This window comes from Ureaplasma diversum NCTC 246, from assembly GCF_000731915.1.
Classification (GTDB): domain Bacteria; phylum Bacillota_I; class Bacilli_A; order Mycoplasmatales; family Mycoplasmoidaceae; genus Ureaplasma; species Ureaplasma diversum.
In genome coordinates, this window is the sequence record NZ_JFDP01000085.1 from 1 (window position 1) to 11,843 (window position 11,843).

An 11,843-nucleotide genomic window follows, 5' to 3' on the forward strand; every position below is an offset into this window, starting at 1 on the left:
CCAACTTAACTCGTTGAAACACATAACCATAAAATAATAACATTTTTAAAAGACTATTGTCAAGAAAAATTCTAAAAAATTTTATGTTCTTGCTTTATTTGTTTGTTTACAAAATATAGCAACCTAATAATTATATCCAATTCCTTTAACAAATGCACACTTTTTTAATATTTATATAGAGAAGAAAAATAGCAGGTTGCCCCGCTATTTTTAAATTGATTCTATTTATATATTATTTACTAATAGTTGGAATAGAAATTCCTTGCCCTTTAAAGAATTCAACAATTCCATTATATGTTGTTTGAGAGAATGATTTGTCATTAACTGTAACACCAGAGAATGAAGTAATTAAACCAATAAGTTTCTTCTTATCATTTTCTTCTTTTGCTTTTTCTCAATTTTCTTTAAATTTAGTTGAAGCTGTTGAAGAAATGTATTTAGATTCTAATACTGGGTAGTATCATAATTTATCTTTATCAGCTGGTTTATAAACTGTACCACCGTGTGTTTTTGGATCATATTTAAATTCAGCTTTAAGGTTTCCTGCGATTTCACTCTTCTCTTCATTAGTTGCTAAGTTTGATACATTTGGTTGCATATTTAAAGTCTTAAATAACTCATCATTTGCAAGTTCAGCAGTAACTTCATTATATGTAGTTAAGTTTTTTGATTTAGCAGTGTTGTAAGCTTTGATTAAGTAATCTTGCCCATCTTTTGAGATTCCAACAACCCCATCAGCAACACCGCCAACTGTATTTACTCCAAGTTTGAATTTATCGTTTGGGTTAATTCCTTGTCCAGGTTTAGCGTTTGCATCAAGTTGTGCACCTTTTAGTGCGTTTTCTAAAATCATTTTTGTTGCAACATCAAGGTTTTTTGTAACAGAGAAACGAATTGATCTAGTCTTATCCCCAGTTACATTAGAGTTGTTGAATTTGTTTGTAACTCTATTTACATCACTTAATTCTTGAGGAGTGTCAACACCAATTATCGCAATTGGTTGTTCAGTGTTGTTAACTTCATTTATTACTAATGCAGTTTGTGGTCCAGCCACAGCCATAATTGCATCAACTTTTTTGTCAACAAAAGATTTGATTAATACTTTGGCATTTCCGTTATCAGCATCAAACCCACCAACTTGACTTTTATCTGCTTGAACTTCTTCAACTTTAATTCAAGCTTTCTTTTCGGTTGATCCGGCTTGTTCAATTTGTTTGTCTTTTAGATTTTCATTAGCTCAATGAACACCTAAAACCATTCCAGCCATAAAGTTTGTTGTGTTTTGAGCATTCAATCCCACATATCCAGCTCAAGTTAGTTTGTTATCTGTTGCAAAAGTAGCTTGGTTTGAGTTTAGCATATATGCTAAAGCAATCCCTGCTAAGAATGCAGCTTCATCTACTTTAAAGTAAACAGATGCAATACGATCTGCCCCTTGATATAATTCAGCTGAGTTTTTTTCATTATAGAAAGCATCTAAAACTAAAGCAATTGAATCTTTGTTAAATTTGCCATCTTTAATAGCTGGTTCTAAATATCAAGATTGATTGAATCCAGGTAAAATGTATGCCCGTTTACCATCGTTTGCAAATCTACTATATGCTTGTAAAAAACCTTGTTGACTATCTTCTTTAGGTGCAGTTCAATAACTTTGAAGTTTACTTGTATCAACTTGTGTTTGATCCTTACGACATGACACAGCTAAAGTAGCCCCAACTCCAGCTAATGCAACGGTAGCACACAGTGATCCAAATACAATTTTTTTATGTTTTGAATTCATTTGTATCTCCTTTTAAAATATTGAATAATTTGATTATTTTTAATTTATATTTAAATTTTTATAATAATAACAAGAAAGGCAAACAAAATATACATATTAAAAAACTTTTATTTTTTTGTATAAAATGGTTCTTTTTTGCTATTTTAATTATTTAATTAATCTAAGTATATATAAACTCAGAAAATGAATTGGTGTTGTGTTTACTTTGTGTTTTGTATAAGCATATATTAAAAAATAACCCCAACTTGTTTTGAAGTTATTTAATGTTCTGATTTTATAATAATCAGCTTAAGTGTTAATAAATTTAACTATTTTTGGTTTGGTTTAGGAATAGTGATTCCTACTTGTTCGTAGAACTTAACAATTCCATTGAATATTTTTTCATTAAATGCCCCATCAGCTAAAATGTCACCAGGGAACGAAAGAATTTGAGCCACTAAAAGTTTTTTATAGTAGTCCTTTGGATATTTATTTTGATCTGCTTCTTTATCTTTTTGATCAGCTAACTCATATGCTTTTTTAAATACGTCTGAAGATGCTGTTGATAAATAGAATGATTTAGCTCTTGGGTGTGTTCATTTTTCAGTTTGTGCAGTTTTTTGATCTTTATCCACACCTTTACTAGCGACATATTCTAAATTATCGTTAGCTAAGAATTGTTTATAAACATCGTCTTTATTTAAGAAATAATTAACCACATCACTATAGTTAACTAGTTGTTGGTTTGTAGCTAAATTAGTAGCAGCAATTAAATATTTATGTCCAGGTTCTGAAATCCCGACAGCTCCTGAGTCGATTCCTGCAGCTGTATGAACACCAAGTTTGTATTCATCTTCTTTTTTAAATTCTGAATTGTTTCCGACAAATGGTTGTGGTTGTTCTGTTGCTTTTTTTAGTGTACGAGCAACGATTGTATCCATATTCTTTACAATTGAAAAATGGATTGGAGCTTCTTTGTTTCCGAATTTAACATTAGTTAAAGGGTCATTTTCTTGTGGAACATCAACACCAACAATCATTATATCTTTTGATGATGAGTTAACTCTTTGTACAGCATCACGTGATTGTCCGCCCCCTGCAACAACTAATAGCACATCAACATCTAAATCAATAAATTCATTAACAACCTTATCGCCCATTCCTACATCAAAACCACCAACAGCTGATGAATTTTGAACAAGTTGTTGTTCTTTTACTTCAACATATTTCTTTGTTGTTTGCGAATTTTCTTGTTTGATATCTTTGTCTTTTAATTTTTCATTAGCTCATTTAACACCAGCACTAAATCCAGCTAAGAATGGAGTTGTTGAACTTAAATTTATTCCAACATAACCACCTCAAGTTAAACCTTTATTATCTTTTAAGAATCTTTCTTGATTAGAGTTAAGTTGATAAGCAGTAGCAATTCCTGCTAAAAACGCAGCTTCTTCAACATTGAAAACAACTGAACTAACACGAGATAGTTTGTCTTTAATATTGTTTAATTTTGCTTTTGTTTCATCGTTTTCTGCAAATCCAATATCAACTAGAAGTGCGATTGAATCTTTATTGAAAACATTATTTTCAAGTCCTGAAAGTAATGCAGGCGGTTGCATAAATCCACCTAAAACAAAGGCTCTAGTTCCTTCGTTGCTCATTGTTTTATATAAAGAATGAAATGCTTGACTTTCAGTAGATGTTGGAACTTTATAATAAGTATTAATGCTATTTACATTAATTAGTGGTTTAGCACAACTTGCAGCTACAATTGACACCACACCTAATGTAGCAACTGTTCCTAAAGCAAATAATATCCCTTTCTTATATTTACTAACACTGTTCTTCATAGAAATACACTCTTTTCGCTTTTGCTTATATACACAACATAAATAAAAATTATATCATATGATCTAAACAAATTGGGACACAAAATGATTAATTATCTAGTGCTTCTTCTTACTGGTTATTAGTTTGCTCTATGTTATCTGCTTTTGTATTTTCGAGTGCTTTTAAAACTAATTCTTTAATTTCATTAAACATAGTTTCATTAGCTAATAATTGGTTTTTAAGTTGTTCTCTTCCTTGTCCTATTTTTTGATTGTTATAAGAATATCAAGAACCTGCTTTCTTAATAAATCCATAATCAATACCAAAATCAATTATTTCATTATGATAATCAAATCCTTGACCAAAGAAAATATCAACATGACAACTTTGTAATGGGGGAGCTAATTTATTTTTAATTGTTGACACTTTTGCTTTAACACCAATTTTATTAACACCCTCTTTAATCACATCAGCTTTTCGCATTTCAATTCTTAATGAAGCATAGAATTTAAGCGCTTTCCCACCAGTTGTATTTTCAGGATTTCCAAAATAAGTATTAATTTTTTCACGGATCTGGTTAATGAAAATAATAGCTGTGTTTGAACGAGAAATTAATGGTTGAATCTTTCTTAAACCTTTTGACATTAACCGAGCATGTGCTCCCATTAATGCTTCATTCATATCTGAATTATATTCAGTTTCAGGAATCATTGCAGCTACTGAATCAATAACAATCAGATTAACACCATTTGTTTTAAGCAAGGTTTCGATCATATCAAATGCCATCTCTCCTGTTGTTGGTTGAGCAACAATTAATTTTGTTGTATCAATCCCAAGATTTTTAGCATAATTCAAATCAAAAGAACCTTCCATATCAATTAATGCAACAGTTCCATTATTCTTTTGACATTCAGCAATCGTTTGTAAACATAATGTTGTCTTACCAGAAGATTCATTTCCATAAACTTCTGTAATTCGTCCAATTGGAATCCCATTAATTCCAGTAATTTTATTGATTTGTAATGACCCTGTTGAAATAACTTTTAGTTGTTCTTCTTCTATTTCATCAGCGATAAAATATGTTTGTTTTGAAAATCTTGTTTCAAGAGCAGCGATTGGATCGATTTTAGTAATTTTAGTTTCTTTCATTTGTTTTTATATCCCTCCAATCACTATATTTGCTAAAGTTTTTATTTTTTTAAAATTTCGATTAAATATTGACTTGCTTCTAGTGCAATTTTAAATCTGTTATAGTCCCGATTCATACTATCGATTTGATACTCTTTAACTAAAACTACATCCATAATAGCAATTCCAACATAAAATAAACCAACCGGTTTAGATTCATCCCCGCTTGGACCAGCATTCCCTGTAATTGAAATACATAAATCACTATTCATTAATAAGTTAGTTTTCTGACACATTTCATAAGCAGCTTGAGCAGATATTGCCCCATGCTCTTCTAATGTTTTTTTACTAACTCCAACTACTTTTTCTTTAATGTTGTTTGTATATGAAACAATACCACCAACAAATACACTAGAAGCTCCAGGAATTTCACCAATTGATGAAGCAAGTGCTCCACATGATGCTGATTCACACACACTTAGTTTTAGTTTTTTCTCTTTTAATAAATCTACTAATTCTTTAGTTACTATATTCATAATTTACTTTCTACTAAAAACAATTGCATTTGCTGCAATTGTTCTTTATTTTATTTATTGGTTATTTTCTTCTAGTTCTGGTTTTTCTGTTTCTTGTTCGTTTTGTTCGTTAGTATCAGCTTCTAATTCATTTAAATCTTTTTTAAAGATCGTAATTGATTTAATTTCTTCTTTATCATCTAAGCTTACTAATTTAACTCCAGAAGTATTACGTCCTGTAATAGAAATTTCATTAATTCGTGTTCTTATGATTTTTCCTGAACTTGTAATAATTAATAATTCATCATCAAGATCAACTACTTTAATTCCAACAAGTGGTCCTGTTTTTGAATTAACTTTAAGTGTAATTACACCCTTGGTACCACGGTTAGTCATTCTGTAGTCTTCACAATCAGATAATTTACCGATTCCTTTTTTACCAACAGCTAAAACATATTTCCCTTGACTAGCAAGTCCAGTTCCTACAACGTACTCTTTATCAGTTAATTTAATACCATTAACCCCATAAGAGTTCCGTCCCATTTCTCGAATTGTTGTTTCATCAAATCTAACTAAATGTCCTGAGCTTGAAGAAATGAAGATTTCATCATTTCCATTTGTTGCCATTACAGAGAAGACTTTATCATCTTCAGGAAGATTAATTGCAATCTTACCACCTTTGTAGATTAATTTATAATCATCCATTCTTCCCCGTTTAACTTTACCTTTAACTGTAGTAAACATTAATGATCCTTCATCATAATCATTAATTGGTAAGATTGTTTGAATTAATTCACCTTTTTGAATTGGTAAGAAGTTAATTGCTGGTGTTCCTTTAGTTGTTCTTGAACCAATTGGAATCTGGTGTCCTCTGATTCGATATACTCTACCTAAATCAGAGAAGAATAAAACATCAGTATGGGTGTTAGCAACAATGATTTGATCAATATCATCATCTTCATAAGTGTTAGCACCAATGACTCCAACTCCACCTCTTTTTTGTGCACGATATGTATCAATTGGTAATCGTTTAAAGTAACCACGTTTTGAAACTGTAATTACAATATCTTCTTCAGGAATTAAATCTTCTTCATCAATACTTGAACTTACTCCATGTAAAATTTCAGTTCTTCTTTCATCCCCAAATTTTTCAATTAAATAATCTAAGTATTCACAAACAATATTAGTCTGTCTTTCATAACTATTTAATATATCTTCTAGATCTTCAACAATCTTAATTAATTCAGCATGTTCTTGTTTAAGTTTTTCAATATTTAAACCAGTTAAAGCTTTAAGACGCATTTCTAAAATAGCTTTAGCTTGGATTTCACTTAAATTGAATCGACTCATTAAAGTTTGTGTTGCTAGTTCATCATTTTTTGAAGTCTTAATAATCTTAATAACTTCATCAATGTTATCAACAGCAATAACTAAACCTTCAACAATATGAATTCTTTCTTTAGCTTTTTTAAGATCAAATGTTGTTCGTTTGATTAATACATCAATTTGGTGTTCAAAGTAATATTTAATTAATTCTTTGATATTTAAAACTTGTGGTACACCATTAACTAAAGCTAAGTTATTAACACTAAAGTTTGATTGTAATGATGTCATCTTAAATAGTTTATTTAAAACTACTTCAGGAATAAAATCTCGTTTGATTTCAACAACAATTCTAATTCCATCCCGGCTAGATTCATCTCTTAAGTCACTAATTCCATCTAATTGTTTATTAGTTACTAATTCAACAATTTTTTCAATTAGTGTTGTTTTGTTGATCATGTATGGAATTTCAGTGAAAACAATAGCAACCCGATTGTTTCCAATTTCTTCAAATTCATGACTTGATCGAATTGTTACAGAACCCTTACCAGTTTCAAAATATTTTCTAATTCCTGCAGTCCCATAAATCTGAGCACCAGTTGGGAAATCAGGTCCTGAAATATGTTCAGCTATTTCATCAATTGTAATATCGTGATTATGTGCATAAGCTTTAATTGCATTACATACTTCAACTAAGTTGTGTGGTGGCATATTTGTAGCCATCCCAACAGCAATCCCTGTTGTCCCATTAGTTAATAAGTTAGGGAAACCAGATGGTAAAACACTAGGTTCACTTTCTGAACCATCATAGTTAGGAACAAATTCTACTGTATCTTTATCAATGTATTTTAAAAGTTCAGCTGATATTTTAGATAAACGAGCTTCAGTATAACGCATAGCAGCTGCACTATCACCATCAATTGATCCAAAGTTCCCATGCCCATCAACTAATTGATAACGCATTGAGAAGTCTTGAGCCATTCTTACAATTGTTTGATAAACAGCTTGATCACCATGTGGGTGGTACTTACCAATAACATCCCCGACTCATCTTGCTGATTTCTTATATGGTTTATCATGAGTCATTCCGTTTTCATAAGCAGCATATAATGCTCTACGGTGAACTGGTTTAAATCCATCACGAACATCAGGTAAAGCACGAGAGACAATAACTGACATTGCATAATCTAAGAAAGATGTTTCAACTTCTTTAGTAATTGAATGATCATTAATTGTTGATAATGATAATTGTTCTTGAATTTCTTCAGTACTTAAACGACTTTTTTTTGATTTTTTAATTGCCATTATTTACACCCTCCCTATGCATCAATATTCTTTACATACTTTGCATTTTTTTCAATAAACTCTTTTCTTGGAAGGACATCATCACCCATTAATAAAGAGAATGTTTTATCAGCAATTGCAGCATCTTCAATAGTTACTTTTAATAAGATTCTATTTTTAGGATCCATTGTTGTTTCTCATAACTGATCAGGATTCATTTCCCCTAACCCTTTATATCGTTGGATATTATATTTAGCATTACCAACTTCTTGTTTAATAGCTTCTAACTCTTGTTCACTATAAGCATATTTAACATTTCTGTTTCAAGTCACTTTATAAAGTGGTGGTTGAGCAATATAAACATTACCATTTTGAATTAAAGGTAACATGTGACGATAGAAGAAAGTTAACATTAAGATTCGAATATGACTACCATCCACATCAGCATCGGTCATAATAATAATCTTTGAATATCTTAATTTTTCAATATTAAATTCTGGTCCAATTCCTGCTCCAATCGCAGTTACCATATTAAGAATTTCTTCGTTAGCAAAAATCTTATCAATCTTTGCTTTTTCAACATTAATAATTTTCCCTTTTAAAGGTAAAATTGCTTGGTATTCACGTTCTCGTCCTGTTTTAGCAGAACCACCCGCTGAATCCCCTTCGACGATGTAAAGTTCAGTTACTGATGAATCTCGATTTGAACAATCAGCTAATTTTCCTGGTAATGAGTTTGATTCAAATGGTGATTTTCGTCTTGTTGCTTCACGTGCTTCAGTACTTCTTCTTCGAGCTTCTGCAGCTTGCATTACCTTAGCCATGATTAATTTAATTTCATCTGGATTTTCAGCAATAAAACGTTCAAAAATAGAAGATGTAATTTCGTTAACAAACGGTCTTACTTCACTATTACCTAATTTCTTTTTAGTTTGTCCTTCATATTGAGGATTAGGGTGTTTAATTGAAATAATTGCAGTTAATCCTTCGGTTACATCTTCTTTAGTGATTTTTTCATCAGTATCTTTAAGGTATTTCTTTTCAAGTGCAAACTTGTTAATCAAACGAACAAGAGCTAATTTAAACCCTTCTTCATGCGTTCCACCTTCTGTTGTATTAATATTGTTACAGAATGAGTGCGTAGAATTGTTGTATGAAATATTGTATTGGAATGCAACTTCGCATTTAATACTATATGTTTCATCATCATGTCCTGGAACTTTAACTTGTTTTTCTTCTTCACCATGAATAATAGCTTCAAATAAAGCTGTTTTTTCAGCATTTAAATCAGCAATATATTCTTTTAAACCACCATTATAACATCATTGTTCTTTACGGTTAGTTTGTTCTGATTCAAAAACAATATTAACCCCTTTATTTAAATAAGCTAATTGTTTTAAACGAGCCATAATTTTTAACTCATCTCAATCAGCTTTTTCCATAATAGTAAAATCAGGGAAAAACTCAATTATTGTCCCTTTTTCTTTTTGATCATTTTCTTTAATTACTTTTAATGAATCAACAGCATGTCCACCATTTCTAAATTCAATATAGTGAACTTTGTGATCTTTGTTAACTCAAACCTTAAATCAAGAACTTAAGGCATTAACAACTGAAGCACCAACCCCGTGTAATCCACCTGAAACTTTATAACTTGAGTTGTCAAATTTTCCCCCAGCGTGTAAAACAGTTAATACTGTTTCTACCCCTGATTTTTTAGTTTTTTCATGTATTTCAACAGGAATACCACGACCATCATCTTCAACTAAGATACTGCCTTCTTTTTTAATAACAACACGAACTGTTGTTGCATATCCACCCATTGCTTCATCGATTGAGTTATCAACGATTTCTCAAATCATGTGGTGCAACCCTTCAGATTGTGTTGTCCCAATATACATTCCTGGACGTTTTCTAACAGCTTCAAGACCTTCAAGAACCTTGATGCTATCAGCAGTATATTTGTTTTCCATATCTGCCATTTTATCTACTCCTGTTCTTGTGAACCACAAATAAGGTATTTAACACCATCAAACTCAACTATTGTTTGATCGTATAACTTTTTATTTCTTCGATTTTCAGACTCATTATTAACTAATACTGAATTATTAGCTAATCACATCTTAGCCTCTCCTCCATTATTAATTAACCCAGTTAATTTTAAAAATTGATTAAGGGTAATATAAGGAGTGTTAATTTCGATTTTTTTAATAATCATTTATTAAGTCTCCAAACCTTATAAATGTATACACAACACTTTAAATTATACCAAATTAGTAAAATTAAAACAAAAGCACCACTAAAATATAGTGCTTAAAATAACAAAAAACGCCCTAAATGCTTGTTTTTTGTCTTCCTTAATCATTTTTGATTGAACAGTGCAATTTTGTTAAAATTTGCTAATTTCTCATTCGAGATAAAACCTGAATAAAATTAGGATCGTTTTCATTCATAAAGATCAATGCTTTTTTAATGTTTTGTTCTTCATTATCAGGGATATAAATTAAAATCTCATTGCTATCTGAATTCTTAAGTACTGATGCTAAGAATTGGGGATTTACCTTAACATCAAAACTAGTATTAGTTAGATTTTCAATTTCAATAAATTCATTTAGATCGCCAACTTCATGGCGACTAAACCTTGTCTCTAATTCATTTCCATTAGATTTGATTTGAATCTTAGGATTACTTTCACTACTTACAATACTCAATCCTCTTTCAATAGCATCATTTAAAAGATTCTTCTTAACCTTAATAATATTAGGATAAGTACTATAATCAAACAACCCTTTAAGGTTAGGATAACTATCATCAATCATTCGAGCATGAATTTGAGCATTATTAACTTTAAACACAAGTGTTCTGTTTAAAAAGAAAAATTCAATTTCTTTATTAGGTTTATCATCGATTAATCTTAAAACATCACCAATGTTTTTCATAAAACCAATTGGAATTATAAAATCAAATTGATCTCCATTGTAATTACTTCTAAGTAAAGCTGCTTTTACTTTATCAGTTCCTATTGCTATTAATTTTCCATTTTCACTTTTAGCATCAATATAAATTCCACTAATTGCACTTACTCTTTCATTAACTCCAGGAGTATGAATATGAGTTAAAATCTTGTTTTGAATATCATTAATAATTTGAACATTTAAAGCTACTTTTAAAAAGCCATCTAAATCAAACACAATATTAGGAAAATTATTAAAATCCATTACATTAATTTGGGTTTTAATTTTTTCAGCATCTACTAATAAAACATTATTATCAATCAATTGTAACTCTAAGCTTTGATCTTTAATTTTAGATGTAATCCCTAATAATACTTTTGCAGGAACTAATACTTTTCCTTCTTTAAGAGCTTCAAACCCATCTTCTATTTCAATAAGTCCACTAACTGATGGGTTTGATGATTTAAAAATAATCTTATTACTTTTAACTTCGATTAAAACACAAGTTAAAGTAGGATTAGTATTATTGTTAGCAATCGTAGCACTAAATCTTAAAGCTTCATTTAATTTCTTTGTATTAATAATAATGTTCATAATCTTTACCTAATAAATTTATATCCTTAATTATATAAGGTTAATAAATTAATATCAATCAGCATAATCAATAAATATATTTAATTAATATTTAATTTGATTTATATTTAATAATAAAAATAATTATAATGTGTGCAAATGTGCAAAACTAATCAAAAACCCTTTAAAATAAATAACATAGTTAAATTATTTGTGTGCAAAACTATGCTAGTTAATTGTTTAAAAAAGGAATATATCTTGTGGAAAAGTTTTTAATAGTAGGATTAGGGAATCCAGGGGCTAATTATGCTAAAAACCGACACAATGTTGGTTTTATGGCAATTGATGAATTATTAAGGCAACTAAACCTTAAATTAGATAACACTAAATTTAAGGGTGATTTTACTAAAACAATAATTGATAATAATATAGTTTATATAGCTAAACCACAAACCTATATGAATCTAAGTGGAGAATTCG

8 protein-coding genes and 1 pseudogene are annotated in these 11,843 nt (G+C 29.8%); 1 reads left to right on the forward strand and 8 read right to left on the reverse strand.

Going from position 1 to position 11,843, the window contains the following annotated elements:
* Positions 1 to 232: 232 nt before the first annotated feature.
* From UDIV_RS03675 to UDIV_RS03710, 8 genes are all read right to left on the reverse strand, one after another.
* Complete coding sequence (locus UDIV_RS03675; RefSeq protein WP_038103474.1) at positions 233 to 1,780, reverse strand: BMP family ABC transporter substrate-binding protein; 1,548 nt, start codon at positions 1,778 to 1,780, stop codon at positions 233 to 235.
* Between the two features lie 308 nt (positions 1,781 to 2,088).
* Entirely contained in the window at positions 2,089 to 3,606 is a 1,518-nt protein-coding gene (locus UDIV_RS03680; protein WP_038103477.1) for a BMP family ABC transporter substrate-binding protein, read from the reverse strand.
* Between the two features lie 109 nt (positions 3,607 to 3,715).
* Positions 3,716 to 4,735, reverse strand: coding sequence for a recombinase RecA (recA, locus tag UDIV_RS03685; RefSeq protein WP_038103479.1), 1,020 nt, complete (start codon positions 4,733 to 4,735; stop codon positions 3,716 to 3,718).
* A gap of 41 nt (positions 4,736 to 4,776) precedes the next feature.
* The gene (locus UDIV_RS03690; RefSeq protein WP_038103481.1) at positions 4,777 to 5,250 is read right to left on the reverse strand and encodes a CinA family protein; all 474 of its coding nucleotides are present in this window, start codon (positions 5,248 to 5,250) and stop codon (positions 4,777 to 4,779) included.
* A 54-nt stretch (positions 5,251 to 5,304) separates the two neighbouring features.
* Positions 5,305 to 7,857 carry a DNA topoisomerase (ATP-hydrolyzing) subunit A gene (gene gyrA / locus UDIV_RS03695; protein WP_051749529.1) on the reverse strand — a complete coding sequence of 851 codons (2,553 nt, stop codon included), beginning with the start codon at positions 7,855 to 7,857 and terminating at the stop codon, positions 5,305 to 5,307.
* A gap of 14 nt (positions 7,858 to 7,871) precedes the next feature.
* The gene (gyrB, locus tag UDIV_RS03700) at positions 7,872 to 9,818 is read right to left on the reverse strand and encodes a DNA topoisomerase (ATP-hydrolyzing) subunit B (RefSeq protein ID WP_038103490.1); all 1,947 of its coding nucleotides are present in this window, start codon (positions 9,816 to 9,818) and stop codon (positions 7,872 to 7,874) included.
* Between the two features lie 5 nt (positions 9,819 to 9,823).
* On the reverse strand, positions 9,824 to 10,054 hold the full coding sequence (yaaA, locus tag UDIV_RS03705) for a S4 domain-containing protein YaaA (RefSeq protein ID WP_244870389.1): 231 nt from the start codon (positions 10,052 to 10,054) through the stop codon (positions 9,824 to 9,826).
* Between the two features lie 181 nt (positions 10,055 to 10,235).
* Complete coding sequence (locus UDIV_RS03710; protein ID WP_038103493.1) at positions 10,236 to 11,384, reverse strand: beta clamp domain-containing protein; 1,149 nt, start codon at positions 11,382 to 11,384, stop codon at positions 10,236 to 10,238.
* Positions 11,385 to 11,623: 239 nt separating this feature from the next.
* On the opposite strand from UDIV_RS03710, the pseudogene UDIV_RS03715 reads away from it, so the two are divergent.
* A pseudogene (locus tag UDIV_RS03715) lies at positions 11,624 to 11,843 on the forward strand (peptidyl-tRNA hydrolase); the annotation flags it as partial.